The following is a 25725-nucleotide window of genomic DNA, read 5'->3' on the forward strand; positions in this document are numbered from 1 at the left end:
GAAGTTAAGTCCTCCTGCGCCGATGGTACTGGGGCTCCTGCCCCGGGAGAGTAGGTCGCTGCCAGAAACTTATTACTTCATCAACCCTCCTTGCCTAAAGCAGGGAGGGTTGTTTTATATTGAAGTTGTGGCGTTGAATTAGAAGAAAAGGTATAAGAAGATAGCTACTAAACTATGAATATATTAGAAAGCGCTTGAGCATTGTTTTATAACCTAAAGGACCGGCGGTACAACCGGTCCTTTTTATTGAAGAAAAAATAAGAGGGCGCGGGTATTGATCGAAGCCAGTTTGGTTTATCCGTTGGAGAGTTTGATTCCGTATGATACAATGACTATATGAATGCAGGAATATGGGGCGGATAGGGTGGGAGCGGAAGATGGATCCTATTTTAGATGCCTTGATACAGTATGTAGGCGGGAAATATATTAATCTTCATACCCCCGGCCATAAACAGGGATGCGGCATCAATCCAAAGTTTCGTGAAATGTTGGGGGAAAAAAGTTTTTCTTTTGATTTAACAGAAGTACCGGGACTTGACAATCTACATCAGCCTCAGGGAATTATTAAACAGGCTCAGGAATTAGCTGCCCGTTGTTTTGGCGCGGGAGAGACTTATTTTTTAGTCAATGGAGCAACGGCAGGGATACTGGCAAGTTTAATGGCTATTTGTCGCCCGGGAGATTATGTATTGGTTCCCCGGCATGCCCACCGTTCTGTTTGGGGAGGAATGGTTCTAACGGGAATTCGGCCCGTATATTATAAACCTGAGATACATCCCCGTTGGGGGATTCCCCTGGGGATTAGTCCGGAAGATATACAGGACAAGCTGTTCCGGCAAAACTGTAAGGCCGTATTAATTCTACATCCAACTTATCACGGTATGGTTTCGGATCTGAAAAGCATAGTAAATATCGCTCATGCCCATGGAGTAACAGTTATCAGTGATGAAGCCCATGGAGCCCATTTTGCCTTTCATTCTCGTTTGCCGGTCTCGGGGATGGCGGCGGGTGCTGATATTGCTGTGCACGGAACTCATAAAACCCTGGGAGCGCTTACGCAGACTGGCATGCTGCATGTTCACCCCACCGCGGTCGGTCGTTGGGATATTCAGCAGGCTTTAAGTATTGTGCAGACCACCAGCCCTTCTTATCTGTTCCTTGCTTCCCTGGATGCGGTCCGGAGTCAGATGCAAGTTGAGGGTCCAAAATTAATGGAAGAAGTTATTTCGATAGCCGAGACAGTTAGAACAAAAATAGCTTCTATCAAAGGAATTCATTGTTTGGGAAGAGAATTATACCAGTATCCTTCCCTTGTGGATTACGATTTAACCAAATTGGTAATATCGGCGGTTGAATTGGGTTTAACAGGTTACCAGCTGGCGAAAGAATTAAGGAATAGTTATTCCATTGAGGTAGAAATGGCTGATTTTACTACCGTTTTAATGTTAATCACAATTGGGGATAACAGGGAGATAGGAGATAAAATAGTAAAAGCACTTCAGGATTTGGCTGAACGGTACAAGGACAGTTATCTCCGGTGTCGTTGTTCTCGGCAGCGGGTGGAGAAAATGCCTTCTTTACCTAAGGTTCTGATGAGCCCCCGGGATGCCTATTTTGCTCCTAAGAGAGATATTCCCTTGCAAGAGGCGGTAGGAAAAGTTGCAGGAGAAATAGTGGCTCCGTATCCGCCGGGAATCCCAGTGGTATGTCCCGGGGAAGAGATTACCTACGAGATCGTAAATTATCTGGTTGCGGTTAGAGAACAGGGTGTGGTGTTGCAGGCGTCTAAAAATTCTCTGCTTAACCGTATCAGAATCATTGAAGTTTAACTTAAGGAGGAAGTTGCAGTAATATGTTTATAACCGTAGAGGGACTGGATGGAGCCGGCAAATCCACTCAGGCTCAAATTTTGGCTCAAAACTTAGAGAAGCGAGGTTATCAAGTTGTTCTGGCGAGAGAACCCGGTGGCACCAAAATTTCGGAAGCCATAAGAAATCTGCTTTTGGACCCCCGGCAGGAAACGATGGCCTCTTCCACTGAAGTTCTGTTATATGCTGCTGCTCGCGCCCAGTTGGTGGAGGAAGTGGTATATCCGGCTCTTCAGCGGGGGCAAGTAGTCATATGCGATCGTTTTGTGGATTCCAGCATTGCTTACCAGGGATACGGGCGGGGAATTAGCCTTGATTTTATAATAACGGTGAATCATCACGCTACCAGAGGCCTGGTGCCGGATTTGACTATTTATTTGGATATAGATCCTGCAGCAGGACTGGAGCGGGTTCGCCAAGCGGGAAAAACTGACCGGATAGAAGGAGAAACAGAAACCTTTTACCGTAGAGTGCGCCAGGGATACCTGGCCTTACTGGAACAAAATCCTAAACGCATAATAAAAGTCCGGGCCGACCGGCGGGTGACAGAAATAGCCGAAGAAATTTGGAGCTATGTAGAACGAGAGCTTCGGATTTGAATTCAGAAATTTTGTTACTTTGTTTTGGGTGGGAGACGATGTTAAGCTTCGCAAGCATAAAGGGACATGACAACGCTATTAAGCTTTTACAAAAGGCAATTTTATCTCAACGCATCAGCCATGCCTATCTTTTTGTGGGGCCCGAGGGAGTAGGAAAAGAGAAGGTTGCCTATACCTTTGCTGCGGCTCTAAATTGTTTGCGACGGCAGGGGTTCGAACCTTGTCGCCAGTGCATTTCCTGTCAAAAAATTGCCGCTGGCAATCATCCAGATTTTATGGTTATTGATCCTCAGGGAAAAAGCATAAAAATTCAACAACTACGGCAATTGCAACGAAACTTGATGTACAAACATTATGAAGGTCATTACCGGATTATTCTTATAAGGGAAGCCGATGCTATGACAGGAGAAGCGGCTAACAGCTTTTTAAAAATTTTAGAAGAACCTCCGTTAGGGACGGTATTCATACTCTTAACAACTCAAGTGCACCGTTTGCCTCCTACGGTTGTTTCTCGCTGTCAACAGGTGAAGTTTAACCCGGTACCAGAAAAAGAAATCGCGGAAATGCTTATAAAGGAAGGTATTCCCTCTGTGACGGCTCGCATAGCGGCTCGACTGTCTGAGGGACGGGTGAGCAGGGCATTTCGTTTTGCTGAGGAGATAAGTACGAAAAGAAAAGAAGCTATAGATTATGCCCAAAAAATCTTACGGGCAGATACGGTTGAACTGTTTTCGATCGTGTCTCGTTTAGAACAAGAAGAGAATCTGCAAGAAATGTTAGAGCTTATAGCTCTTTGGTTTCGGGACGTTATGGTATGGCAGGAAAGTGGTGAGGAGAAACTAGTAATTAATAATGATCAACTGGAAGCACTCAAGCAAGTAGCCTCATCTACTACAGCAGCCCGCATAGGTTTGGAAGAAGTCCAACGGGCTCAGAAACTTCTTCGCATGAACGTAAATTTACGTCTTGTTTTGGAGAACCTGGTTTTTGGATTGCGGAGGCTGGCTGTCAAATAGGGAGGGAAACGAGTTGGTTAAGGTAGTTGGGGTGCGCTTTAAGAAAGCGGGCAAAATATATTATTTTGATCCTGATAATCTAACTGTACCGGTCGGAACCAAGGTTATAGTGGAAACGGCTCGGGGATTGGAGTATGGGGAAGTGGTTACGGAACCAAAGCTGGTTCCGGAAGAAGAAACCGTCACTCCTTTGAAAAAAATAGTGAGAATTGCTACCCCTCAGGATGAGCAAAAGGTAGAAGAAAATAAAAGGCAGGAAAAGGAAGCCTTTAAGTTATGTCTAAGAAAAATTCAAGAACACGGTTTGCCAATGAAACTAATCGATGTGGAGTACACCTTTGATGTAAGCAAGATAATCTTTTACTTTACAGCTGAGGGACGGGTTGACTTTCGCGAACTGGTAAAAGACCTGGCTTCTATATTTCGTACCAGGATAGAGCTCAGACAGATTGGAGTAAGGGACGAAGCTAAAATGCTCGGAGGCCTCGGGGTTTGTGGACGTGTTCTCTGTTGTGCCTCTTTTTTGGGGGAATTTGACCCGGTTTCCATCCGGATGGCCAAGGATCAAAATTTATCTTTGAACCCCAGCAAGATTTCTGGTATTTGTGGTCGCCTAATGTGTTGTTTGCGTTTTGAAAATGAAAGTTACCAGCGCGCCAAGGAGAAGTTCCCTGCCGTGGGGAAGAAAGTAAACACCCCCCAAGGGGAAGGAAAAGTTATGGCTATTAATGTATTAAAAGAGAATGTAACGGTAGAACTGGAAGATAAAAGGACGGTTATTTTTTCCGTCCATGAAGTAGAAGAGATGGAGGAAGATTAAATCAAGGAGCCGGGATTATGAAATTGACCGAAAGTTTGATTGAACTGGAGGAAAAACTAAATGCCATACTGGCAGAGGTACGCAACCTGAAGATGCATATATATGCCTTGGAGGAAGAAAACGAGCGTCTACGGGCCAAGCTTTATGAAGAGAGGGCTCAAGGCAATGCTTTCGATAATCTAAGTCGTCTATATGACGAGGGCTTTCATGTATGTCCTCCCCATTTTGCCCGGGCTCGAAAAGCAGGTAATGACTGCCTTTTTTGTATAAGTTTTCTTCAAAAGGAAAGGAAACAAAATAATAAGTAATTGCATGGGCAGGATTAAGCCAAAGGAGTTTGAAACCAAAAGATGGGCGGGCTGTTAAGACCCGATGAAAAGGTAGAAGAACTAACCCGAAAAATCAAAATTATTCAGAGTAAGCGCGGGTATCGCTTTTCTCTGGATGCGGTTTTGTTGGCGCATTTTGTTACCCTCAGGCCGGGGGAAAAGGTAATTGACTTGGGAACCGGTTCGGGCGTGATTCCTCTGCTTCTGAAAAGTCGCCAACCAGACCTAACGGTAGTCGGATTGGAGTTGCAGGCCGAACTGGCAGATATGGCTCGGAGAAGTGTAGAACTGAACAATTTGCAGGAAACAGTTTTTATCCAGCAAGGGGATTTACGCGAGGCTATAGCCGTCTTCGGAACGAATCGGTTTGACGTAGTGGTTAGCAACCCTCCTTACTGGCGGAAGGGAGAAGGAAGGATAAATCCCGACTTTTCTAAAGCGCTTGCCCGGCACGAGCTCGAATGTACTTTGACTGATGTGATCCGGGTAGGGAGTGGTATATTAAAACCGCAGGGGAGGTTTGCTCTGATTCATCGCCCGGAAAGAATTCAAGAATTAATCCAGTTGCTGAACGAATACCATTTAGGCCTGAGCAGATTGCGTTTTGTTCAACCGCGGTTAACGGAGCCGCCCAAATTTATGCTGATCGAAGCCGTTAAAGGAAAATTCGCCAAATTAGAGATTATGCCGGTATTGGTTATTTATGATGAGTTTGAAAGGTACAGCCCTGAGCTTCAACAGATATTCCAGCGCTAAACGACAAACGGGAAGTCGTGCATTGTGGGGGGTCGGAGTTGGCGGAGAGGCAAACAGGAACTTTATATCTGGTGGGAACGCCTATAGGAAATTTAGAAGATATTACCCATCGGGCCTTAAATGTGTTACGCCACGTGGAAGTAGTCGCAGCCGAAGATACCCGCCATACCAGGAAGTTATTGTCCCATTATAATATTCATGTTTCTCTTACGAGTTATCATGAACACAACCGGGAGACTAAAGGTGATTACTTACTAAAGCTTTTACAAAAAGGCTTTGATGTAGCGCTGGTATCCGATGCCGGAATGCCGGGTATTTCCGACCCCGGTTATTCTCTAGTAGTTAAAGCAATTGAAGCGGGAATACCGGTTGTGCCCGTACCTGGCCCTAATGCGTTGATTGCTGGTTTGGTGGTATCTGGTCTGCCGACACGACGCTTTGCATTTGAAGGCTTTCTGCCGCATGACGGAAAAGCGAGGCGCAGGCGTTTAAAAGCCCTGGCGGGAGAAGAGAGGACCATGGTTTTTTACGAGTCGCCTCACCGCCTGTTAGAGACGTTAAAAGATATGCGAGAGATTTTGGGACCCAGGCCGGCGGCGGTGGCGCGGGAATTAACCAAGAAATTTGAAGAAGTAGTGCGGGGCGATTTAGACAAATTGATACAATATTTTAGTGATAATCGCCCTAAAGGTGAAATAACCCTGGTGGTAGGGGGCGCTGAGGGGAGAAGGGAAGAAATCTCTCCTTCTAGGGAAGAAATAATTCACGCGGTGGAGGGTTTGGTGGAAAAAGGAATGCCGAAAAAAGAGGCAATTAAGAAAGTAGCCGAAGATTTCGCCGTACCGAAGCGAGAAGTTTATCGTGCGGTAGTTGAAAGCAGGAAGGATTAAATTATAAAAGAGACACCGGGTTTAGGCGGTGTCTCTTCGCACGTTTAACTGGCTTGAGAAGTCAAGCCGCACGCCAAGAAGTGAAAGACCGTTACAGGTCTGTTTGCGCGTTTAACTGGCTTGAGAAGCCATGGCCAGAGCGCATTCGCGGCAAACATTCTTACCTTTGAAATTTTGAACGTTTTCTGCGTTACCGCAGAAGACGCAGGCAGGTTCGTATTTCTTCAGGATAATTTTTTCATGATCTACGTAGATTTCTAGAGCGTCCTTTTCTTCGATTCCTAAGGTGCGTCGTAGTTCGATAGGAATCACTACTCTTCCTAGTTCGTCTACCTTGCGAACAATACCGGTAGATTTTAACATGTTTCACCTCTCCCTTCTTCAACAAATTTCGACATTTGTAAGTAAATGATACCAGTGGTTCCATTAAAAGTCAATACCATTTTTGTTAAAAATTTATTAAACTTGACAAAACAGGGATAAACTTTTTATAATTACATACACGTAAAATTATATAAATAAGTAATAAAGGCTGTGAAGGGGAGGAGTAGATATAGAGTAACCGGTACCAGCGAGCGGGGATGGTGGAAGCCCGTACGGTGAAATATATCGAAGATGGCCCTGGAGCTGTCGGTCGAAAGCCTGTCGGTGATTAGGCTTAACCGTTTAGGCCCCGTTAGAGGCCAGGTGCGCAGAGAATGCGTGCCGTTAAAGGTCGCCAATATGGCGATAAATTAGGGTGGTACCGCGAAGGAGAACCTCTCGCCCCTAGGCGAGGGGTTTGATATTTTAATCGGTTAAATTTTGAAGGAGGTTGTGAAATTCGATGGGCAACAAGACCTATTATATTACTACTCCTATTTATTACCCCAGCGACAATTTGCATATCGGTCACGCTTATACTACGGTAGCAGCTGATACTATGGCGCGGTTCAAGCGAATGAAAGGCTATGATGTTTGGTTCTTAACCGGGTCGGATGAACACGGTCAGAAAATTGAACGGAAGGCTAAGGAAGCCGGGAAAGAACCTTTGGAATATGTGGATAAAATAGTGGCTAACTTCAAGCATTTGTGGAAGGCGCTTCACATATCCAACGACGATTTTATCCGTACTACGGAAGAACGGCATAAAAAAGTAGTACAGGCAATCTTCAAGAAGATTTATGATCAAGGAGATATTTATAAATCTGAATATGAAGGTTGGTACTGTACTCCCTGCGAAACCTTCTGGCTGGAACGGCAGCTGAAAGAAGGGAATTGTCCTGACTGCGGAAGGCCCGTAGAGTTATTAAAAGAGGAGAGTTACTTTTTCCGCATGAGCAAATACGCAGACCGTTTGCTACAGCATATTGAAGAGAATCCCGATTTTATTCAACCGGAAACCCGTAGAAATGAAATGATCAGCTTTATCAAGCAGGGCCTGGAAGACCTCTGCGTTTCTCGGACTACCTTCAAGTGGGGTATTCCGGTGCCTATTGACCAAAAGCATGTGATATATGTTTGGTTTGATGCCCTCACCAACTATATATCGGCCTTGGGATACGGGGAGGATAACTCCAAGTTTGACAAGTACTGGCCTGCGGATCTCCATCTCGTAGGTAAGGATATTGTTCGTTTTCATACTATCATCTGGCCTGCCATTTTAATGGCGGCAGGCATTGAATTACCCAAAAAAGTTTTTGGTCATGGATGGCTTCTGCTGGAAGGGGGTAAAATGTCCAAATCGAAAGGTAATGTGGTTGACCCCCTGGTTTTGATTGAAAAATATGGGGTAGATGCCGTGCGCTATTTTCTGCTGCGGGAAATGCCATACGGTGAAGATGGGTACTACTCTGAAGACGCCCTGATCGAGCGAATAAATACAGATTTGGCTAATGATTTTGGGAACCTGGTCAGCCGTACTACCGCTATGATTGAAAAGTTTGCCGAAGGGGTTATTCCTAGCCCTGGACAAGAGGAACCGGTGGATAGGGAGTTAATAGAACTGGCAGAGCAGACACCCCGAGAAGTGGAAAGGCAGTTGGAGCGATTTGACCTGAGTAACGCCTTAGGAGCAATCTGGAAACTGGTCAATCGGACTAATAAGTATATAGATGAAACGGCTCCCTGGGCTTTGGCGCGAGATCCAGCTAAACGTTCTCGCCTTAACACTGTACTGTATAACTTGGCAGAAGCGCTGCGGGTAGTTACGGTTCTCTGTACTCCTTTCATGCCCACCTTGCCGGATAAAGTATGGCAGCAACTGGGATTACAAGAATTTAAAGATATTCATACCTGGGATAGTACCATGCGTTGGGGAGGTGTACCGGGCGGCACCAAGATTCAGCGAGGGCCGGCCATATTTCCCCGCATAGAAACTAAAGAGAAGGGTGGGGAAGCCGGCGAGGCGCCTTCCGGGAAGGAAGAAAAGCGTCAGCAGGAAAAACAGAAAGAGTTCATTTCTATTGAAGAGTTTTCCCGCTTGGACCTGCGTATTGCAGAAGTGTTGGAAGCAGAAAACGTACCTAAAACCGATAAGCTCTTGAAACTTAAAGTCAAGGTGGGGGAAGAAGAAAGGACAGTAGTAGCAGGAATTGCCCAGTATTATCGGCCGGAAGAGTTAATCGGGAAAAAGGTGGTTGTCGTAGCCAATTTGCAACCGGCTAAGATCAGAGGTATTACATCGGAAGGAATGATTCTTGCTGCCGTAGGAGATGAACAGTTGGGGGTTTTAACGGTGGAGAAAGATCTGCCCAGTGGAGCAAAGGTGCGGTAACATGCTGTTTGACAGTCATGCCCATTTGGATGACCGTCAGTTTGCCGGAGAAGTGGACCAGGTAGTACGGCGAGCCCAGTTGGCGGGGGTCAAGTATATTCTTAATGCCGGGTATGATGTGGCGTCTTCCCGCCGTGCGGTGGAGTTGGCTGAAAAATTCGATTGTATCTATGCTGCCGTTGGTATTCACCCCCACGTAGCAAAGGAGGCTACGGAAGAGGATTTTGAAGCCCTATATCAACTGGCTCAGAACCCCAAGGTCGTGGCGGTAGGAGAAATGGGATTGGACTATTACCGGAATCTTTCCCCCCGTGATGTTCAGCAGGAAGTTTTTCGCGAGCAAATACGTTTGGCACACCGTCTAAAATTGCCGATTATCGTTCATGATCGGGATGCGCATGATGATACGGTGACTATTTTGGAAGAAGAAAGAGCCGGAGAGGTGGGCGGTGTTTTACATTGTTTCTCCGGAAGCTGGAAAATGGCCCGCCGGTGTTTAAATTTAGGGTTCTATATTTCTTTGGCAGGACCGGTTACCTTTAAGAATGCACGCTTGCACCAGGAAATTGCTAAACTGCTACCTGTTAACCACTTGCTGGTAGAGACTGATTCTCCTTATCTGACTCCGGAACCCTACCGGGGCAAACGAAACGAACCGTCCTTCGTGAAGTATGTGGTGGAGCAAATTGCCCGGCTGAAGAATATGTCTTTTGAAGAGTTGTCCTGTATAACTACGGAGAATACCAAGCGCTGTTTTAACCTGTAACCCATGGTTACAACCATGGGTTTTTTCTACAATATTTATCAAAAATTTACCATAGTATGGTACAGGAATATTTTTGTTGTCCGTCGAATACGATGTAAGCCGAGGGACAACTTGGCCGCTGGAGGTGTCTCTGGTGGAAGGAGAAGCAGTTATATCGAAGCGCCGTGGGATAGGTTTCACCGTTTTCTTTATTCTTATGGCTATGGTTCTGTTTTTAGCTGGTACTTTCCTTTATTTCTGGCTGCAAAAAGAAGTAATTATAGAAGTAGATGGGGGAAAATTGGTGCACAAGACTTTTAAAAAGACAGTGGAAGAGGTTTTAAATGAAGCCCGAATTGAATTGAAGGAAAAGGATTTGGTTGAACCGGACTTGAAAGCACCTATTGAGGATGGAGTGAGCATCAGGATAATTCGCGCTATTCCGGTAACAGTGCAGGTGGACGGTAAACTTTTAACCGTTGAAACTCCTCCTGCAACGGTGGAAAAAGTTTTATCTCAGATCGGGGTTACTTTGGGAGCGCAGGATAAGGTAAATCCTGGTTTAGATAAAATTGTTGAAGCTGGAGAAAAGATAGTGGTAACCCGAGTTACTACAAAACTGGTTACTGAGGAGATAGAGATTCCCTTTAAAGTTTTGAAACGGCAAGATTCCTCTTTAGAAAGGGGAATTCGAAAGATCATCAGGCGGGGAAAAAAAGGACGGGCCAGACAGGTATTTAGAGTTACTTTGGAGGACGGACGGGAAGTCAGTCGAGAATTGGTTAGGACGGATGTTCTAGAGAAACCTGTCGACCAGGTTGTTGCCTACGGGACTCTGCAAATCGCTTCGCGAGGAGAACATTCGTTTCGTTTTACAAAAGCTTTATGGGTGACCGCTACCGCATACACTCATACAGGCAATCCAACTAAAACCGGAATTTACCCTCGGGTAGGCACGGTAGCGGTAGATCCTAAAGTCATTCCCCTCGGAACGCGGTTGTACGTGGACGGTTATGGATTTGCGGAGGCCCAAGATATAGGTAGTGCTATCAAAGGAAACAGGATAGATGTATTTTTGGAAACGCGAGAAGAAGCTTTGCGTTGGGGAAGAAGAAAAGTTAAGGTATACCTTTTGGAATAAAGATCCTGGTTACAATCCAGGATTGTTTTGTTTTTCCCGCCAGCAAAAGTTGGATTTGTTCCTAAAAGTACAATAGGCTATAATAACTTTAGAGGGAGATAAGAAGATAAGTAGGGTGAATTATGGTTATGCTTAAACTGGCCAGTCCTCGGGTTACGAAAGAAATATTGAACCGGTATAACTTTAGGCCTAGTAAAGGGATGGGGCAGAACTTTCTAATCGACTATAATATAGTGAACATCATACTGAATGCTGCTGAACTTGACCCCCTTGACCTGGCGGTAGAAATTGGGCCGGGGATTGGAACTATGACCCGGGAAATAGCCAGCCGAGCCGGTTATGTGCTGGCCATAGAGCTGGATGAAAGATTGATATCTATTCTACAGAATACACTTGAGGAGTGTAATAACGTTGAAATAATTCACGCCGATGCTCTTAAAATTAATTTTGATCGTTTAATGGAAGAAAGGCTGGGTATATTTAAATCAAAAACTTTTAAAGTTATAGCCAATCTTCCCTACTACATCACTACGCCCTTGATAATGCATTTGTTGGAGGACCATGAAAGATGGGACCAGGCAGTTATAATGATACAAAAGGAAGTGGCGGACCGCATCCTGGCATGTCCGGGAACCAAAGAGTATGGGGCTCTCTCGGTGAGCGTACAGTATTATGCTGAACCCCAATTTATTGCTAAGGTACCCAAAACCGTTTTCTGGCCGCGTCCTGAAGTGGATTCGGCAATCGTAAAGTTAAAGAGACGTCGTGTCCCTCCCGTTGAGGTTCGAGATAAATTGTTGCTGTTTCGAGTAATTCAGGGAGTTTTCACTTACCGCAGGAAAACCATTCTTAATGCCCTGCAGAATACTTTTTCTGTAAACCGGCAAGATTTGATTAAGGTGCTTGAAACGTCGCCAATCGACCCCTCGCGCAGGGGAGAGACTCTGAGCCTCGAGGAGTTTGCCATTCTTGCTGATAACTTATTGGCTTTGCAGGAAAAAATAAAAAAAGCAAGGCTATGACATAGGCGATATGGAGAGGTTGAATGCTTATGAAGTTTATAAGTCCTAGTAAAGGAAGCCTGACCTTAGAGGAAGTTTATGCGGATATAATTGATTTCGTGAAGATGTCCCCGGACTCGCAGTACAAAGTAATCATAGGCTCCGATTCCCAGGCCCGGGAGCAGACTTGTTTTGTTACAGCCATAATCATCCACCAGGTGGGCAAAGGAGCCAGGTATTATTATAGAAAGAGCTACCACCGGAAAATTAATAGTTTAAGACAAAGGATCTTTTACGAAACTGCTTTGAGTTTAGAAACAGCCAGTAAACTGGCGGAAAAACTGGCTGAAAACGGGCTTGCTGATTTAGATGTGGAAATTCACCTAGACATTGGGCCCAGGGGAGACACCCGAGACCTCATCCGAGAGATAGTGGGAATGGTAGCGGGGAGCGGTTTTGACGCCAAAATCAAACCCGAATCTTGTGGAGCTACCAAAGTTGCTGATAAACATACCAAGTAGAAAGTATAAGTTTAAACTAACTCCTTTCTGGTTATACTGGTAAAAAACGGCCAGGAAGGAGTGGTTTGTTTGGTTAAGCCTCATGCTCTTAAACGTATAAACCAACGCATAGAAATGTATAATCTTTTTTTAAGGGTGGCTAAAAAAATAATCCAAGAAAAGAGAAGTAAGGAAGCAAAAAAATAGACTCCCTGGAATTCCAGGAAGTCTATTTTTTTTTCTAAATACCGAATACATGCTGGCCTATTCGGGTAATAATGGTTCGGGTCCATATCCAGCGACTGGTTGCTGTAGCAGGATTCCAGTAATACAAGGCTCCGCCGGAAGGATCCCATCCCTTCAAGGCGTCCTGTGCAGCCTTTTTGGCAGTCTCGTTGGGAGTCAGGTAGAACTGGCCGTCTTTGACCGCAGTGAAGGCATCCGGCTGGTAAATTACTCCTGCGATTGTATTGGGAAATTCGGGATGTTTCACGCGGTTGAGAACCACAGCCGCAACGGCTACCTGACCCTTATAGGGCTCTCCTCGGGCTTCACCGTAAACTAACTGGGCTAAGAGGTCCAAATCTTTACGGGAAATGTTTCTGTATGGCCATGAACGACTGGGGGCAGAAGCATATTCTCTGGTTTTTGTTGGAATCATCAACTGTTGGCCGGGGAAAATTGTGGTGCCGGATAGTCCATTGGCTTTCCTAATTTTGTACGGACTCACATTATATTTTTTACCTATGAGATAAAGAGAATCCCCTGCTTTAACGGTGTAGTAAATTACGCGATCGTCAGGCAACCATAGCCTTTGTCCCGGATAGATAGTTGTACTATTCAAGCGGTTATCTTTTTGAATTTGGGAAACCGGTACAGAGAACAAATTGCCAATGATATACAGAGAATCACCACGTTGAACCGTATAGATTGCTGCTTCTGAAGGCAGGGAGAAAACAACTGTTGTGAAAAAGAGGACAAGGATTAGAATAGAGATAGATCGCAAGGTTTGCATGGAATCCCTCCCTCAATCCTTTCCTTGAGCCTGTACTCCTTTGGAAACTATGTTTTATTATAGCTAACTGTTTAAGTCATGTCAGGACAAAATTTTATCCATCAGAGGTATTATGAGGAATTTTCTGGCCTTCAGCGGTCCGAATTTGACTTGTGGCAACCCCGACACACCTTAACAGGCCGTGACATATTATAAAACCAAAAAAAAGGAACTAATAAAGCATATAAATTTGTTCAAGGGGAGAGGGAGATGGCGAAAATCAAGCCTGGGGATATTGTGGCCCGAAAGTCGTACGGGGGAGATATATATTTTAGAGTTCAAAACGTAAGGGTTGGAACGAACGGAGAAAAAATATGTGTTTTAAGAGGGCTTGACGTACGTCTAATAGCAGATGCCCCGGAAGATGACCTGGAGGTTAAGAATAAGCGAGAAATTCAACATCACCGCCGCCAAATAATTAAAGAAGGCAGGGACATGCTGGAAAGAATTTTGCAACGTCAATCCCAGAACAAAAAAAAAGAAGCTTTTCCAATATACATGTTAGAGGTGCCGGGCAGGAAAAAATAGAACGCCTAAAATTTTTTGAAATACCGGGTAGGGTTCTACACATTGATGGCGACCAAGAATATCTTGAAAAGTGTCTCCATGCATATCTCCAGTTGAACGTAGAAGCGACAGGTTACTGGGTTTCAGAAGAAGATCAACCCGAGAAGGTTGTCGAGCTTTTAGAGAAGAACCCGGCCGACATATTGATTCTCACGGGGCATGACGGATTTTTGAAACGGAAGTCAGATTTTAGTAATCTAGATAACTACCGTACTTCTCGTTACTTTGTAGAGGCGGTTAAAAAAATTAGAAGGATTATCCCCAGTAAAGATACGCTAGTAATATTTGCCGGTGCCTGTCAGTCGCATTATGAAGCCATTTTAAAGGCAGGAGCCAACTTCGCTAGCTCGCCTATGCGAGCTTTAATTCATGCCTTGGACCCGGTATTTGTTGCGGAGAAAGTAGCCCATACACCGATAAGTGAAATAATTCCCTTAGAAGAATTAACAGCAGATACCATAACGGGCGCCAAGGGTATAGGAGGCATTGAAACGAAGGGGCGCCTTCGCATGGCTTACCCCCAATCGCCTTACTAAGAAAGAAAGAGAATATCTTGGTAATTGTCTTTTGGCTGATCAATACCGGAGCTAATAGCGCCGATAGGTGCCAGAAAAAGAAAAATTGTTGTTGACATCAGGTGCTATTCTTAGGTATAATTATCAGTTAATATTGACAAATGCGACGAATTGTAGTAAAATAAAATCAAATTAGATGGTAAAGAAGGTGATTGTTTGGCAGCAAAAGGCATTTTATCAGCTATAAAAGAAGATTTGGATGCTTACGTCGGCAAAAAAATTAGATTAAAGGCAAACCGAGGTAGAAAAAAAGTGATTGAAAGGGTGGGTATACTAGAGAAGACCTATCCTAATATTTTTGTGGTTAAATTGGACGAGAAGAAAAATTCAGTGCGGAGGGTATCATTCAGTTATACAGATATCCTGACTGAGGCGGTAGAATTGACGGTTTGCCGAGAAGATGGTGAAGTGAAGATCTGCGGAAATAAAAGTTAGGCCACCAGGCTGGAAGCTGGTGGCATTTTTTTTGGACAAAATTACCTACAGGAGAGATGAAAAAAATGAAGAACTAATTAACAAAATTTCTTAGGGAGGCAGCAGCAATGAGGAGATGGAAACTTGCTAAGGGATTAGCAACTATTCTTACGCTAGCTTTTCTATGGGTAATTTTATTCGGGTCTATCGCTTTGGCCCAAGATCGCTACTCCATCTTAGTATACCGGGTGAAGTACGATAGGACCAATGGATTTAATAAGATCGTTCAATACAACTGGGAAATAATGAACCGGTGGTTGAATCATTTACCCCAGAGGTTCCTATTAGTTCAAAAAAAATATCGCTGGTCCGAGAAAGCCGAAACGGAAGAAACACTGGTTCCGAAAGCAAAGCCTTCAGATGATGTCGCAGTTCTACAACCAGTGCCCCCGTCCGATCTTGTTCCGCAACCCAAAGTCAAGCCGCAGGAAGTTAAAAGCGTACGGCTTACAGCAGAGGAAAAGCAGATGATTGATCTGATCAACCAGGAAAGAACTGCCAGAGGGTTGGCTCCTTTACAGGTTGATCTGGACTTGGTAAGGACGGCCCGGATGAAGAGCGCGGATATGGTGGAAAACAGCTATTTCGGTCATAATTCTCCCAGATACGGCAGCCCTTTCGACCTGATGCGCCGGGAAGGAATAAGCTTTCGCTATGCCGGTGAAAACTTAGCGGGAGCTCCTTCCGTGGAAAAAGCCCACCAAGCCTTAATGGGAAGTGAAGGACACCGCCGTAATATCCTCAATCCCCGGTTTACTCATATTGGGGTAGGTATAGCAGAGGGTGGTCCTTACGGAAAAATGTTTACCCAACATTTTGTGGGAAGGTAGTTTTGAACAGGGTGATACGACACCCTGTTTTTTTATTTCTATCTAATGCATCTTCCCCATCCGGTTTCACCTTCTCTCGTCTTCGAATATAAATATACTGAAATGATAGCGGGAAGGTGAACAGGATGGTTCTAAAAACTTTAAGAAGGTCGAAGAAGAAGCTATTAGCTTTGGATAATGTTATTGGGGTAGGGGTTGGTTACAAAGAAGTCTCCAATCGGCGGACTGATGATGTGGCTGTACTGGTTTTTGTGAGGGAAAAAAAGGCCAGGCGTGACTTGGAGAAGGACCAGGTTGTGCCCCGGAAAATTGGATCGGTGGCTACGGATGTAATTGAGATTGGCGAAGTCAGGTTTTTACAAAGAACCGAAAAAGCCAGGCCTGCTCAACCCGGGATGAGCATAGGACATTACGCTGTTTCCGCCGGCACTTTTGGAGCGGTAGTAAAAGACAAACACACCAAGGAAGTTTTAATTCTATCCAACAATCATGTGCTTGCCAACGCCACCAGTGGTTCTGATGGCCGGGCGAAAATAGGTGATCCTGTTTTTCAGCCAGGTCCTTACGACGGAGGAAGCAAGGAAGATGTCATAGGTTATCTGGAAAGATTTACGCCCGTTGTCCCAATGGTTACTGAAGCTGAGTGCCCGGTAGCAGCGGCGGCTACCGTGGCGGCTAATGCTGCGGTTAGGATAATTAGACCGGGTTATCGGGTGCGGTTGGAAAAAGAAACGAGGAGGGAAAATTTGGTTGATGCCGCAGTTGCCCGGCCGGTCCGGCCGAACTTGATCAGGCCGGAGATCCTGGAACTGGGAGAAGTCAAAGGAACGGCAAAAGCGGAATTAGGCATGGTGGTCAGAAAAAGTGGACGGACTACAGGTGTTACCGAGGGGATAGTTAAAGCATTGCATGTAAACTTGAAGGTAAACATGGGGAATGATGTCTATGCTATGTTCGATGACCAAGTGATAACCAGTATGGATTCTGCTGGAGGCGACAGTGGTTCCTTGGTGCTTGACAAAAACAATCAAGCAGTCGGATTGCTCTTTGCAGGTTCGGATAGATTTACGGTTTTCAATCACTTAGACCACGTAATGAATGCTCTTAACATCGAATTTTGATCTTACAGTCCCGGTGGAGGGATGCAGTTGTTTCCGTTGATTTACAACAATCCATTTGAATAGCCGGTTCTATATTATCGATTGACCTGTATTTTAGCGGGGAGGTTCCCTGTTAAAAGAAAAAAAGGCTGTCAATCCAGCCTTTATAGGGTAAGTTTGCCATTGGGGGTGTTAACTAGTTGTAGAATTTTTTCTTCTTCGCCGGTTAAAGCATTGATATAGATGAGAAAGGTGTCGGTATTAAGTCTGCCTTTGAATTCGTAACAAAGCACTTCCTTTTTGGTCTCCAGTGGAATAACAGCCAACCTGGAGTTTTCTATTTTTAAGCGGGGATTTAAGAATCTTGCTGCTTCTTCTTCGGTAATACGGGGTTGGGGAAGCTCGCGTGGACGGTGGGCCATTAAATACCCCAGCGATTCAAAGCCTATTACCTGGCCGTTGTCTAAAGCAACCTGTACCTTGATTAGGTCGGGATAGATAACTACTTCATTCTGTTTATAGGCAAAGGCTATGGTAGCTACGTTTTGTTCAGCGGAGGAGTAGGTGGGAACCATATTTTTAAATCCCCGTTCCGCCAAGAACTTTTTGGCCCGCTGCAGAGCTTCTTCGGTGGAAAGGGAAGCTTCCGCAATTGACCGGGTATTTACCATCCAGACTACATGCCCGCCGGTCTGGCTGATATCCATGATTATTTTCTGACCGTCAGGGGCGCCGGGAGAAAACATCTCTACGCTGTAGGCAGGGATTACTCCGGAAACGGTACCGGTAAGGCGTACCATCCAATTGTTTTGGTTGGGAACATCGGCGAAACGTAGGGCAATTTCTCGGACGGTTTTACGGGCTTCTTCTCTGCTAATTTTTTCACCGGTCAGTCCTTGAGGTTGACGTCTCTGAATGTGGTCGGCAAAAGGGCCGTCGTAAATTAGAGTTGGCAAATCTTTTAATACTTCCTCTTCAATACTTCTAAATTCCTCCGGAGCCGGCGCAGGACCTCCTTTCGGGAGCTTCCGGGGAAGGTTCCGCTGGATTTCGCTCCAGGCCAGAAGTCCCCGGGCAGCCTTATTCTCCAGTTCATGCAATTCTTGAGTCAGACGTACTGCCCGCGCGTGAAGTTCCTCCAGTTGCAACCAATCTTTATCCCCTACAGGTCTGCCGGTTACCTGCTGTTTAACCAAGGCTAAAGCGTAGTCGCCTGTCTGCGTCAGGAATTTAGCGGTCCGGCTTATAACCGGCTGGCCGAGGGGAAGCTGATTTAAGTTGCTTTGAGCCGAATTGGCTTCATACCATATGTCGGTAAAAAGAATAACGTTCTGGTCGGGAGATCCGGAAACTAAACCTTTGGCCAGTAGAATTTGAAGGTTTTCTACATTGTTAATCAGCTCGTAAAAAGCCCTCTGATATTTATTATTTAATAACGTTTGCAGGCGTGTCCGCGCCTGGTACTGTTGGTATCCCCAAAATCCTACTGAAGCTAGGGAGATCAATAGCAGTGCGGTTAATAACGCTGCGCCTGTCCACCTCTTTTTTTTCACTTCGTTTAACCTCCCGTGGGTTATTTTTTATAAAGCGAAAACGTGACGTCCAATGGTTCTCACTATCCGTCTTGTCCAAACCCATGGATTGACAGGTTTGGCCGGGTTCCAGAAATAAAGGGCTCCGTAGGTAGGATCCCATCCGCTGAGAGCAGCCACCGCCGCCCTAACTGATTCTGGCGATGGGGGTCTGGCCCAAATTTGGCCGTTGGCTACCGACTCAAAAGCCAGCGGCTGGTAAATCACACCGGCCAAAGTGTTGGGGAAAGATGGGCTTTGAACTCGGTTGAGGATAACGGCTGCTACCGCTACTTTCCCCTCAAAGGGTTCTCCGCTGGCTTCGCCGTGAACGACCCTGGCCAAAAGATTTACTTCCTCGCTGCGGGAAACGGCCGGTGTGGATCGGTAAGGGGCGGGGGCAGGGCCAACGCCTAAAGCAGCCCATGTAGCCGGACCTACTACGCCATCTACGGCTAGTCCGTTTTTTCTCTGAAAGAGCTGAACTGCAGCAAAAGTCTTGGGACCGTAAATCCCATCTATAGGGCCGTCATAGTAACCCCATTGGCTTAGTTTCTGCTGGAGTAGAATGACATCGGGCCCTGAAGTACCCCAGTATAGAGTTCGTCTGTCTTGAGCCTGAGAAAGGTCGCCGCTGAGAAAGATGAGCAACAGTCCCCACAACAGGCCTAATATAACTAATTTATAACATTTGATTGGGAAGCGCATAGTTTCCCTCCTGCCCAATAAATAGAATTTTGTTAGATATTGTTTAACAAAGAAATGCAAACTATGCGCGATGGGACGAAATGCGGCCGGTAACAAGTTTTCAGACAGTTACATATAATGTCATTGAGTACGGTTCTGAACTTTGAAGAACACGCCTGAAGTCACTATTAGAGGAGGGATGAGAATTGTATTACGGGTATGGATATGGTTCTATGCCACCCCCAGGAGGATACGGTTACCCCGGGATGATGCCGGGACATTATGAGCATTTTGAGATGACCCGGCAGATTTATGAAATGGTGAAGGAAATGTATGAAATGATGAGAGCTATGCATGACATGATGAAGAAACATATGGATCCTTACAATAAATAATGATCAGGGTACGGGCACACCGCGTCGGGTGTGCTCTTCGATTATGAAGGAGGCATGTACATGCGATATTGGAGCGATTTTAATCATCTTCCCCGTCACCGGACGCATCTGAAGCGTTCTTCTCTGTTTGACTGGCCGTATCAGTGGCGCAAAGATATGTCAACTACTAGGAAGGACGATAAGAAGTTAAACGTACCGACAGTTCGTTCCGCGTCGGGAAAACTTGAAACTTCGGCACCGGTGGTAAAAAAGGAGAGTTTGACACGGGTAGCTCCGGAAAGACAGAAGAAGGAACGGAGAGAGAAGGGGAAAACTTTAACGTGGAGATTCCCGGAAAAGTAGTAGCGAGAGGAGAAAAAACATGTGGCGGAGGAATTTTACTGCCCCACCATCCTTCCCTTACTATAGTTTGGGAGAGCTAATTTATAATAATCCTTTACGAGAGCGAGTGGTTCCGGCCTGGTATAACAATTTTACAGTGTATTACCTGGACTTGGGAGAGACTAAAGTGACTAAAGCAGGTATTAAAACGCCTCCTATTTACTTTTTTATTCGGGGATATGATGAGGAGGGCAGGCCTTTGCTGGTTCACGGCCAGTACAACGTTTTAAGTGCAGTGCCGGTATCGGAAAACTATACTTCCTTTTGGCAGGTTCACCTGGTGGAGGTGCCTTTTGGATATCAACCTAATTTCATTCGTTCCGAACTAAGTCTACGGAAAGCAGGATTTGAGGTTACTCCTATAGATCTAATAATAAACTGCCCTGTGCTGTAGTAGAGAAGTTCCACCAGTAGAGCTTAATTCATACAATATATTAACTTTGACGTTGAAGGAAGAGACATATTTGCTACCGGTATGCATATAATTAAGCGAAGCAATTTCGAGAAAGGAGGCTAAGAGCATGTCCGGATATATAGTGGATAAAAAATTGCTGCGTGTTCAGCATGTAGTAGGGGAAAAGACGACGCAAATAACTACTAGCGACAGAGTTGAGTTTCCCCGTCATGTTAAGGAAATAACGGAAACTGATGCCCGGGTTAAGAAAATTAATGCCACAGTATTCGAGGACGAGGTGCTGATTGAAGGAATTATCACCAAACAAATTTATTATGTTGAAGAATATACCGAGGCAATGTATGAATTGTCGGTAGAGCATAGTTTCAGTGAACGGGTGGAAATTAAAGGTGTTACCCGGGGTATGGAGGCTCAGATTGACGGTCGGGTCAAGGGAGTTAGTTACCAAAGAATAGATAAACATAACTACACGGAAACGGTTACGTTGGAAATTATGGTCAAAGTAACGGAGACGGAACAGCTAGAAGTAGTTACCGATGTAACTCATCCTCAAGCGAAGCTCCGAGTGAAGAAAGAGTTGTTAAAAGTAGACAGCGTGGTTGGCGAAGATTCTGTCGAAACTACCGTAGTCGCCGCCGTCGATTTTGAACACCCGGTGAAAAAAATTAAAGATACCTATATTCAAGTGGAAGATATTAGTGCTTCGGTCCAAGATGACCAGGTAGTAGTAGCCGGGACCATACACTCTCAGATTTTTTATGTAGGGCAGGAAACAGGCCGGTTGTACGAGCAGAGTGTTAAGAAACCTTTTAAAGCAACCGTACACATTCCGGGAGCGAAACCGGGTATGAAGGCATGGGCCGAAGCGAATGTCCTTTCTGTGGATTACGAATTGGAAGCGGACAACGATGAAGCAGAGCAAACGGTTGTTTTAGAGGTCTTTGCCAAAGTTATGGAAGAACTGCAAGCAGAAGTGGTAACAGACGTTATGGGCGTACCCGTTCAGAAGGAATTGTTGAAAGTTGATAAAGTAGTGGCCGAAAAAGAGAAGACAGTGACCGTTAAGAATGAAGTCGACTGTTTCAACAAACCGGTCAAGAAAATTGTGAATACCGATACGGCGATAGAAATTGACTGGTCGGAGACAGAGGTTAAGAAAGACAAGGTAATGGTGGTTGGAGAGCTGAAGAAACGTATTACTTATGTGAGCAGCGAAGACAATGCGGTATACAGCAATTCCGTTAAAGAAAGATTTACCGCTAGCCTGGAAATGCCGGGTGTCCAGCCGGGAATGAAGGCACAGGTTCATGCGGAGGTAAGAGATATTAATTATCAATGGGACGCAGGGGCTTATGAAGTGGAGCAGGAAGCTGTTTTGTCGTTGGCAGTCAAAGTAACTCAGGCCGAACAACTAGAAGTGGTAGTTGGGGTAGGAGTGGAGGAAGAATGTCCCGCGGACGACGGAGAGCGGCCCACTTTTATAATGTATAAGTTGAAACCGGGAGATACTTTCTGGGAATTGGCCCGGAGGTACAAGGTTACGGTAGAGGAAATCCAGCAGGCCAATCCGGGGCTGGATCCCCATAACCTTCCGGTAGGAGAGTTCATCAAAATACCCTGTCCCAAGGTGCCGGGGGCCAAAGGTTGAGACAGGTCTACAACCACGGTAAAAAACCGTGGTTTTTTTGTTGCTTAAATACATTAAATGATTCAAGCCGGAAAAACTATGTATAGGAGGTAAGGGAGGAAATCGCAGTGCATATAGTGGTCTGTGTGAAACAGGTTCCTGATACTATGGAAGTGCGGATAGATCCTAAGACTAATACTCTGGTTCGTGCCGGAGTGCCTTCCATTATAAATCCTTACGATATTCATGCGGTAGAAGAGGCTATGCGATTGAAAGAAAAATTTGGAGCATCTGTAACCGCTATAACCATGGGTCCTCCTCAGGCGGAGGAGGTTCTGCGCAAAGCAATATCCTTTGGAGTGGATAAGGCCATTTTATTGAGCGACCGGGCTTTTGCCGGGTCCGATACTTTGGCCACCAGTTACGTTTTAGCTCAGGCCATCAGGAAGTTAAGCGAAGAACAACCGGTTGATTTGGTGCTTTGCGGGAAACAGGCTATCGATGGCGATACGGCCCAGGTGGGACCGGGGATAGCTACCCGCTTAAACATACCCCAACTTACTTATGTCATGAAGATCGATTATTTGGATTTGGAGAAAAGAGAAATTCAAGTACAACGAAAATTGGAAGGTGAAAGGGAAATCGTAAAAGCTACCCTGCCGGCTCTGTTAACGGTAACCAAGGACATAAATGAACTGCGATATGCCAGTTTCCCAAACCTTCTCCGGGCGGCCCGGTATCGCCCCCTCTTATGGAATAAAGAATCGCTCCTGTTGGAAGAAGGTAGGTTGGGTATTAAGGGTTCGCCTACGGCAGTTCGGCGCATTTTTGCTCCTCCCGAGCGGGAAGGCGGGGAAATTATTCCTGGTGGAATGGACAATCCAGAAAAGGCGGCGGCAGAGTTGGTGGACAAACTGATTACTACCAAGATTATAGCTGATAGATAGGAAGGAAGAAGGTACCATGGCAGTCAAAAACCTAGAAGAATATCAGGGCGTATGGGTATTTATTGAACATTCCGGCGGGGAAATAGCTCCCGTGTCCCGGGAACTTTTAGGAGCGGGAAGAAAAGTTGCCGACAAATTAAAAACAGAACTGGCAGGAGTATTGTTGGGTAGTAAGGTAGAAGAGATGATCCCGGAGGTTTTCGCCAGGGGTGCGGATAAAGTTTATGTGATTGATGACCCGGTCTTGGAACAGTATCGGACCAAACCTTTTACCCATGGTTTGTTTAATCTGGTGCAAAAATATAAACCGGAAGTCGTACTCATGGGCGCCACCACGTTGGGAAGAGATTTATCCGGAGCTGTAGCTACTAAGCTGGAAACGGGGCTTACCGCCGACTGTACGGAGTTAGATGTGGATCCCAAGTCGCGGCTTCTCCTCCAGACGCGTCCGGCCTTTGGAGGAAACATTATGGCCACCATATTATGCCGACGTCACCGTCCGCAAATGGCTACCGTACGTCCAAGAGTCATGCCCGAGCCTCCCAGGCAAGAGGGAAGGACCGGCCAGGTAATCAGAGAAGAGTTGGGTCTCCGGGAAGAAGATATTGAGACCCAAATTGTAGAAGTTATCGAGGAAAAAGGAAAGGCAGTCTACCTGGATAAGGCTGAAATCATTGTTGCCGGCGGTAGAGGATTGGGCGGTGCGGAGAATTTTAAACTGTTAGAAGAACTGGCGGATACTTTGGGGGGTACTTTGGGTGCTTCAAGGGCGGCTGTTGAGGCAGGTTGGATATCGGCGGACTACCAGGTAGGACAGACGGGAACTACCGTACGCCCCAAAGTATACTTTGCTATAGGTATTTCGGGGGCCATCCAGCACTTAGTAGGAATGCAGACTTCCGACGTAATCGTAGCCATTAACAAAGATCCGGACGCTCCCATTATTAAGGTAGCTACTTACTCTATAATCGGAGACCTTTTTAAGGTGGTTCCTGCTTTAACTCAGAGATTTCGAGAAAAGTTGGGCAAAAGTTAGGAGGGGCATCATGGCGGAAAAATTCGATGTGATTGTGGTAGGAGCCGGCCCATCGGGTATGGCTGCGGCATATCTTCTGGCCAAAGCCGGTCTAAATACCATAGTTATTGAACGGGGTGACTATCCCGGCAGTAAAAATGTCATGGGAGGAGTTCTTTACCGGTATCCAACGGAGGAGATTATCCCCGGGTTTTGGAAAGAAGCCCCTTTGGAAAGACCGGTCGTAGAGCAGAGAATGTGGCTTTTAGAACAAGATTCCGTGGTCAGTCTTGGATATAAGAGTAAAGTTTTAGGGCAAGAACCCTACAACAGTTTTACCGTCTTACGCGCCAAGTTTGACCGCTGGTTCGCCCAGCAGGGTGTAGAAGCCGGGGCGTTGCTGATAACCGAAACGGTTGTGGAAGACGTTTTGGTGGAAAAGGGGAGAGTGATTGGGGTTAGGACGGGGCGTGATGAAGGCGAGGTGCTAGCCGATGTAGTTATTTTGGCCGAAGGCGTTAATTCTATTTTGACCCAAAAATTAGGCCTACAGAAAGATGGACTGAGCACCCGGGAAGTTGCAGTTGCCGTAAAGGAAATTATAGCCCTTCCCAAGGAGAAAATTGAGGACCGCTTTAATTTGGAACCGGGAGAAGGAGCTACTATAGAACTATACGGGGCTGCCACCCAGGGGATGGTCGGTAGCGGTTTTATTTATACCAATAAAGACAGCCTGTCGGTAGGAGTGGGGGCTCTCCTGGTGGATGTGGTCAAGAAAAAGATTACTCCCAACGAGTTGCTGGAACAGATGAAAAGACACCCGGCAGTACGTCCTCTTTTGGAGGGAGGCGAAATTAAGGAATACATGGGACACCTTATCCCCGAAGGAGGTTATCGATCAATTCCTCGCTTGTACATGGACGGGCTGCTGGTGGTAGGTGATGCTGCGATGCTGGTGAACGGTATCCACCGGGAAGGGTCAAATATGGCCATGATGTCCGGCAAATTTGCGGCTGAAACGGTGATTGAGGCGAAAGAAAAAGGAGATTTTTCTGCCCAATTTTTTAGCAGATACCAAAAGAAATTGGCAGACAGCTTTATTTTGAAGGACCTCAAAAAATATGAAAATGCATCCCTGTTTTTTGAAAACAATCCCCACTTATTTACTTTATACCCGCGGTTCTTAAATTATATTGCCCATGAATTAACCATAGTGGATAATATGCCTAAAAAAGAAAAACAGAGAAAAATTTGGCAGCACATCACGGAACAGAGAGGAAAATGGCAAATCATTCGAGACCTGTACCGGGGTTGGAGGGTATTAGGATGATGAAAATAGAAGACAAGTTATTTTTAAACCGATATCAGGCGGATAAACATAGTCATTTAAAGATTCAGGACCGGGAAGTCTGCCGCCATTGTGAAGATAAACCTTGTACTTATATCTGCCCGGCTAAAGTTTATGTCTGGGACGACAAGCTGGAACGCATTGATACGGCTTATGAGGGATGCGTTGAATGCGGCACATGCCGTTACGGTTGTGCCCATGACAATATTGATTGGCGCTATCCTCGCGGAGGTTTTGGAATAATGTATAAATTTGGCTAAAAGTAATTATTTTTTTTTATCTCGGCAGGAAAAATATACTAATTGTCGAAGTACAAGAT

29 protein-coding genes and 1 other annotated feature are annotated in these 25725 nt (G+C 45.6%); of the genes, 25 read left to right on the forward strand and 4 right to left on the reverse strand.

The window, feature by feature from the left end; all coding sequences use genetic code 11:
- The first annotated feature begins 377 nt into the window (after positions 1 to 377).
- The 7 genes from KKC1_RS03500 to rsmI are packed head-to-tail and all read left to right on the forward strand — an operon-like array spanning position 378 to position 6278.
- Positions 378 to 1829, forward strand: a complete 1452-nt coding sequence (locus tag KKC1_RS03500; RefSeq protein WP_192868058.1) for an aminotransferase class I/II-fold pyridoxal phosphate-dependent enzyme — start codon at positions 378 to 380, stop codon at positions 1827 to 1829.
- Between the two features lie 23 nt (positions 1830 to 1852).
- On the forward strand, positions 1853 to 2467 hold the full coding sequence (gene tmk / locus KKC1_RS03505; protein WP_088553127.1) for a dTMP kinase: 615 nt from the start codon (positions 1853 to 1855) through the stop codon (positions 2465 to 2467).
- 38 nt (positions 2468 to 2505) lie between these two features.
- Positions 2506 to 3483 (forward strand): DNA polymerase III subunit delta', encoded by a 978-nt coding sequence (gene holB, locus KKC1_RS03510; protein ID WP_088553128.1) that lies wholly within the window; start codon positions 2506 to 2508, stop codon positions 3481 to 3483.
- A 13-nt stretch (positions 3484 to 3496) separates the two neighbouring features.
- Positions 3497 to 4303 carry a PSP1 domain-containing protein gene (locus tag KKC1_RS03515; protein WP_088553129.1) on the forward strand — a complete coding sequence of 269 codons (807 nt, stop codon included), beginning with the start codon at positions 3497 to 3499 and terminating at the stop codon, positions 4301 to 4303.
- Between the two features lie 17 nt (positions 4304 to 4320).
- The gene (locus tag KKC1_RS03520; RefSeq protein WP_202819929.1) at positions 4321 to 4611 is read left to right on the forward strand and encodes an initiation control protein YabA; all 291 of its coding nucleotides are present in this window, start codon (positions 4321 to 4323) and stop codon (positions 4609 to 4611) included.
- Positions 4612 to 4653: 42 nt separating this feature from the next.
- Positions 4654 to 5388: a tRNA1(Val) (adenine(37)-N6)-methyltransferase gene (locus KKC1_RS03525; protein ID WP_088553131.1), complete on the forward strand. Its 735-nt coding sequence runs from the start codon at positions 4654 to 4656 to the stop codon at positions 5386 to 5388.
- A gap of 38 nt (positions 5389 to 5426) precedes the next feature.
- The gene (rsmI, locus tag KKC1_RS03530) at positions 5427 to 6278 is read left to right on the forward strand and encodes a 16S rRNA (cytidine(1402)-2'-O)-methyltransferase (protein WP_088553132.1); all 852 of its coding nucleotides are present in this window, start codon (positions 5427 to 5429) and stop codon (positions 6276 to 6278) included.
- Positions 6279 to 6389: 111 nt separating this feature from the next.
- On the opposite strand, the gene KKC1_RS03535 is transcribed toward rsmI, so the two are convergent.
- Positions 6390 to 6641, reverse strand: coding sequence for an AbrB/MazE/SpoVT family DNA-binding domain-containing protein (locus KKC1_RS03535; RefSeq protein WP_088553133.1), 252 nt, complete (start codon positions 6639 to 6641; stop codon positions 6390 to 6392).
- A gap of 162 nt (positions 6642 to 6803) precedes the next feature.
- Positions 6804 to 7051 (forward strand) — a binding site (T-box leader).
- A gap of 53 nt (positions 7052 to 7104) precedes the next feature.
- Between KKC1_RS03535 and metG the strand changes: the two genes are divergently transcribed.
- From metG to KKC1_RS03560, 5 genes are all read left to right on the forward strand, one after another.
- A complete protein-coding gene (gene metG, locus KKC1_RS03540) occupies positions 7105 to 9033 on the forward strand; it encodes a methionine--tRNA ligase (RefSeq protein ID WP_088553134.1) in 1929 nt (642 codons plus the stop codon).
- A gap of 1 nt (position 9034) precedes the next feature.
- Positions 9035 to 9799 carry a TatD family hydrolase gene (locus KKC1_RS03545; RefSeq protein WP_088553135.1) on the forward strand — a complete coding sequence of 255 codons (765 nt, stop codon included), beginning with the start codon at positions 9035 to 9037 and terminating at the stop codon, positions 9797 to 9799.
- Positions 9800 to 9875: 76 nt separating this feature from the next.
- Positions 9876 to 10919, forward strand: a complete 1044-nt coding sequence (locus KKC1_RS03550) for a resuscitation-promoting factor (protein ID WP_192868059.1) — start codon at positions 9876 to 9878, stop codon at positions 10917 to 10919.
- A 122-nt stretch (positions 10920 to 11041) separates the two neighbouring features.
- Complete coding sequence (rsmA, locus tag KKC1_RS03555) at positions 11042 to 11941, forward strand: 16S rRNA (adenine(1518)-N(6)/adenine(1519)-N(6))-dimethyltransferase RsmA (RefSeq protein WP_202819930.1); 900 nt, start codon at positions 11042 to 11044, stop codon at positions 11939 to 11941.
- A gap of 29 nt (positions 11942 to 11970) precedes the next feature.
- A complete protein-coding gene (locus KKC1_RS03560) occupies positions 11971 to 12441 on the forward strand; it encodes a ribonuclease H-like YkuK family protein (RefSeq protein ID WP_088553168.1) in 471 nt (156 codons plus the stop codon).
- Between the two features lie 220 nt (positions 12442 to 12661).
- Here the strand turns inward: KKC1_RS03560 and KKC1_RS17160 are convergent, their stop codons facing one another.
- On the reverse strand, positions 12662 to 13435 hold the full coding sequence (locus tag KKC1_RS17160; RefSeq protein ID WP_088553137.1) for a cell wall hydrolase: 774 nt from the start codon (positions 13433 to 13435) through the stop codon (positions 12662 to 12664).
- Positions 13436 to 13684: 249 nt separating this feature from the next.
- Between KKC1_RS17160 and KKC1_RS16990 the strand changes: the two genes are divergently transcribed.
- From KKC1_RS16990 to KKC1_RS03585, 5 genes are all read left to right on the forward strand, one after another.
- Positions 13685 to 14002, forward strand: coding sequence for a sporulation peptidase YabG (locus tag KKC1_RS16990; RefSeq protein WP_272946646.1), 318 nt, complete (start codon positions 13685 to 13687; stop codon positions 14000 to 14002).
- Positions 13999 to 14577, forward strand: coding sequence for a sporulation peptidase YabG (gene yabG / locus KKC1_RS16995; RefSeq protein WP_272946647.1), 579 nt, complete (start codon positions 13999 to 14001; stop codon positions 14575 to 14577). Before KKC1_RS16990 ends, yabG begins: the two co-directional genes overlap by 4 nt.
- Positions 14578 to 14772: 195 nt before the next feature.
- Positions 14773 to 15051, forward strand: coding sequence for a Veg family protein (locus tag KKC1_RS03575; protein WP_088553138.1), 279 nt, complete (start codon positions 14773 to 14775; stop codon positions 15049 to 15051).
- 107 nt (positions 15052 to 15158) lie between these two features.
- Positions 15159 to 15920 carry a CAP domain-containing protein gene (locus KKC1_RS03580; RefSeq protein WP_202819931.1) on the forward strand — a complete coding sequence of 254 codons (762 nt, stop codon included), beginning with the start codon at positions 15159 to 15161 and terminating at the stop codon, positions 15918 to 15920.
- A 125-nt stretch (positions 15921 to 16045) separates the two neighbouring features.
- Positions 16046 to 17041 carry a chymotrypsin family serine protease gene (locus KKC1_RS03585; RefSeq protein WP_088553139.1) on the forward strand — a complete coding sequence of 332 codons (996 nt, stop codon included), beginning with the start codon at positions 16046 to 16048 and terminating at the stop codon, positions 17039 to 17041.
- 143 nt (positions 17042 to 17184) lie between these two features.
- On the opposite strand, the gene ypeB is transcribed toward KKC1_RS03585, so the two are convergent.
- Positions 17185 to 18573, reverse strand: a complete 1389-nt coding sequence (ypeB, locus tag KKC1_RS03590; protein WP_192868060.1) for a germination protein YpeB — start codon at positions 18571 to 18573, stop codon at positions 17185 to 17187.
- 27 nt (positions 18574 to 18600) lie between these two features.
- On the reverse strand, positions 18601 to 19299 hold the full coding sequence (gene sleB, locus KKC1_RS03595) for a spore cortex-lytic enzyme (RefSeq protein WP_088553141.1): 699 nt from the start codon (positions 19297 to 19299) through the stop codon (positions 18601 to 18603).
- Positions 19300 to 19484: 185 nt separating this feature from the next.
- On the opposite strand from sleB, the gene KKC1_RS03600 reads away from it, so the two are divergent.
- From KKC1_RS03600 to KKC1_RS03635, 8 genes are all read left to right on the forward strand, one after another.
- Entirely contained in the window at positions 19485 to 19673 is a 189-nt protein-coding gene (locus KKC1_RS03600; RefSeq protein WP_088553142.1) for a hypothetical protein, read from the forward strand.
- Positions 19674 to 19733: 60 nt separating this feature from the next.
- On the forward strand, positions 19734 to 20015 hold the full coding sequence (locus tag KKC1_RS03605) for a hypothetical protein (protein WP_088553143.1): 282 nt from the start codon (positions 19734 to 19736) through the stop codon (positions 20013 to 20015).
- Between the two features lie 19 nt (positions 20016 to 20034).
- Complete coding sequence (locus tag KKC1_RS03610; RefSeq protein WP_088553144.1) at positions 20035 to 20448, forward strand: hypothetical protein; 414 nt, start codon at positions 20035 to 20037, stop codon at positions 20446 to 20448.
- Positions 20449 to 20575: 127 nt separating this feature from the next.
- Entirely contained in the window at positions 20576 to 22117 is a 1542-nt protein-coding gene (locus KKC1_RS03615) for an SPOCS domain-containing protein (protein ID WP_088553145.1), read from the forward strand.
- Between the two features lie 107 nt (positions 22118 to 22224).
- Positions 22225 to 23043 (forward strand): electron transfer flavoprotein subunit beta/FixA family protein, encoded by an 819-nt coding sequence (locus KKC1_RS03620; protein ID WP_192868061.1) that lies wholly within the window; start codon positions 22225 to 22227, stop codon positions 23041 to 23043.
- 16 nt (positions 23044 to 23059) lie between these two features.
- On the forward strand, positions 23060 to 24079 hold the full coding sequence (locus tag KKC1_RS03625; RefSeq protein ID WP_088553146.1) for an electron transfer flavoprotein subunit alpha/FixB family protein: 1020 nt from the start codon (positions 23060 to 23062) through the stop codon (positions 24077 to 24079).
- A 10-nt stretch (positions 24080 to 24089) separates the two neighbouring features.
- Positions 24090 to 25388: an FAD-dependent oxidoreductase gene (locus tag KKC1_RS03630; RefSeq protein WP_088553147.1), complete on the forward strand. Its 1299-nt coding sequence runs from the start codon at positions 24090 to 24092 to the stop codon at positions 25386 to 25388.
- The gene (locus tag KKC1_RS03635) at positions 25388 to 25666 is read left to right on the forward strand and encodes a ferredoxin family protein (RefSeq protein WP_088553171.1); all 279 of its coding nucleotides are present in this window, start codon (positions 25388 to 25390) and stop codon (positions 25664 to 25666) included. The genes KKC1_RS03630 and KKC1_RS03635 overlap by 1 nt, the downstream gene beginning before the upstream one ends.
- Positions 25667 to 25725 lie beyond the last annotated feature (59 nt).

It is taken from the genome of Calderihabitans maritimus (assembly GCF_002207765.1).
Lineage (GTDB): Bacteria > Bacillota > KKC1 > Calderihabitantales > Calderihabitantaceae > Calderihabitans > Calderihabitans maritimus.

What these genes read in the sequence shown, in the direction of transcription:
- KKC1_RS03585 (WP_088553139.1), top strand. Translation starts at nt 16,046, where the DNA reads ATGGTTCTAAAAACTTTAAGAAGGTCGAAGAAGAAGCTATTAGCTTTG.
- rsmA (WP_202819930.1), top strand. Translation starts at nt 11,042, where the DNA reads ATGGTTATGCTTAAACTGGCCAGTCCTCGGGTTACGAAAGAAATATTG.
- KKC1_RS03635 (WP_088553171.1), top strand. Translation starts at nt 25,388, where the DNA reads ATGAAAATAGAAGACAAGTTATTTTTAAACCGATATCAGGCGGATAAA.
- holB (WP_088553128.1), top strand. Translation starts at nt 2,506, where the DNA reads ATGTTAAGCTTCGCAAGCATAAAGGGACATGACAACGCTATTAAGCTT.
- KKC1_RS03535 (WP_088553133.1), bottom strand. Translation starts at nt 6,641, where the DNA reads ATGTTAAAATCTACCGGTATTGTTCGCAAGGTAGACGAACTAGGAAGA.
- KKC1_RS03520 (WP_202819929.1), top strand. Translation starts at nt 4,321, where the DNA reads ATGAAATTGACCGAAAGTTTGATTGAACTGGAGGAAAAACTAAATGCC.
- KKC1_RS03630 (WP_088553147.1), top strand. Translation starts at nt 24,090, where the DNA reads ATGGCGGAAAAATTCGATGTGATTGTGGTAGGAGCCGGCCCATCGGGT.
- KKC1_RS03545 (WP_088553135.1), top strand. Translation starts at nt 9,035, where the DNA reads ATGCTGTTTGACAGTCATGCCCATTTGGATGACCGTCAGTTTGCCGGA.
- KKC1_RS03605 (WP_088553143.1), top strand. Translation starts at nt 19,734, where the DNA reads ATGCGATATTGGAGCGATTTTAATCATCTTCCCCGTCACCGGACGCAT.
- KKC1_RS17160 (WP_088553137.1), bottom strand. Translation starts at nt 13,435, where the DNA reads ATGCAAACCTTGCGATCTATCTCTATTCTAATCCTTGTCCTCTTTTTC.
- KKC1_RS03500 (WP_192868058.1), top strand. Translation starts at nt 378, where the DNA reads ATGGATCCTATTTTAGATGCCTTGATACAGTATGTAGGCGGGAAATAT.
- KKC1_RS16990 (WP_272946646.1), top strand. Translation starts at nt 13,685, where the DNA reads ATGGCGAAAATCAAGCCTGGGGATATTGTGGCCCGAAAGTCGTACGGG.
- KKC1_RS03625 (WP_088553146.1), top strand. Translation starts at nt 23,060, where the DNA reads ATGGCAGTCAAAAACCTAGAAGAATATCAGGGCGTATGGGTATTTATT.
- sleB (WP_088553141.1), bottom strand. Translation starts at nt 19,299, where the DNA reads ATGCGCTTCCCAATCAAATGTTATAAATTAGTTATATTAGGCCTGTTG.
- KKC1_RS03610 (WP_088553144.1), top strand. Translation starts at nt 20,035, where the DNA reads ATGTGGCGGAGGAATTTTACTGCCCCACCATCCTTCCCTTACTATAGT.
- KKC1_RS03615 (WP_088553145.1), top strand. Translation starts at nt 20,576, where the DNA reads ATGTCCGGATATATAGTGGATAAAAAATTGCTGCGTGTTCAGCATGTA.
- metG (WP_088553134.1), top strand. Translation starts at nt 7,105, where the DNA reads ATGGGCAACAAGACCTATTATATTACTACTCCTATTTATTACCCCAGC.
- KKC1_RS03560 (WP_088553168.1), top strand. Translation starts at nt 11,971, where the DNA reads ATGAAGTTTATAAGTCCTAGTAAAGGAAGCCTGACCTTAGAGGAAGTT.
- KKC1_RS03525 (WP_088553131.1), top strand. Translation starts at nt 4,654, where the DNA reads ATGGGCGGGCTGTTAAGACCCGATGAAAAGGTAGAAGAACTAACCCGA.
- KKC1_RS03580 (WP_202819931.1), top strand. Translation starts at nt 15,159, where the DNA reads ATGAGGAGATGGAAACTTGCTAAGGGATTAGCAACTATTCTTACGCTA.
- tmk (WP_088553127.1), top strand. Translation starts at nt 1,853, where the DNA reads ATGTTTATAACCGTAGAGGGACTGGATGGAGCCGGCAAATCCACTCAG.